This window comes from Pseudomonas sp. P7548, assembly GCF_013386585.1.
Classification (GTDB): domain Bacteria; phylum Pseudomonadota; class Gammaproteobacteria; order Pseudomonadales; family Pseudomonadaceae; genus Aquipseudomonas.
Map to the genome: position 1 here is coordinate 1 of NZ_JACARO010000249.1, position 396 is coordinate 396.

Below are 396 nucleotides of genomic sequence, written 5' to 3' on the forward strand. Positions count from 1 at the left end.
GTTCCAGCCCGGCGTAGGGCTTGGCCTGAATACGCCCACCAGCGGCGCCAGTGGTTTGAACACCGCCAGCTTCAACCTCTCGGGCTTTTTGTCCCATGTGTTTCCGCGCAGCATTGTCGAGGCCATGGGCAATAACGAGGTGCTGCAAATCGTGGTGTTTTCGCTGTTCTTCGGGGCGGGCCTGGCGTTTGTCAAAGGCCAGGGCAAGTCGAGCATCCTGAGCGTGCTCGAAGAGCTGACCCAGGTGATGTTTCGCATCACCGAGTACGTGATGTGGGTGGCGCCGCTCGCGGTGTTTGCCGCCATCGCCGCCACCATCAGTCTGTACGGGCTGGGCATGCTGGTGAGCTTCGGCAAGTTGATCGCGCAGTTCTACCTTGGCCTGGCGCTGCTCTG

1 protein-coding gene is annotated in these 396 nt (G+C 61.1%); it reads left to right on the plus strand.

From position 1 onward, the window contains the following. On the plus strand, nt 1-396 hold a 396-nt coding region (locus HX803_RS32535; protein WP_178926130.1), incomplete at both ends, for a dicarboxylate/amino acid:cation symporter.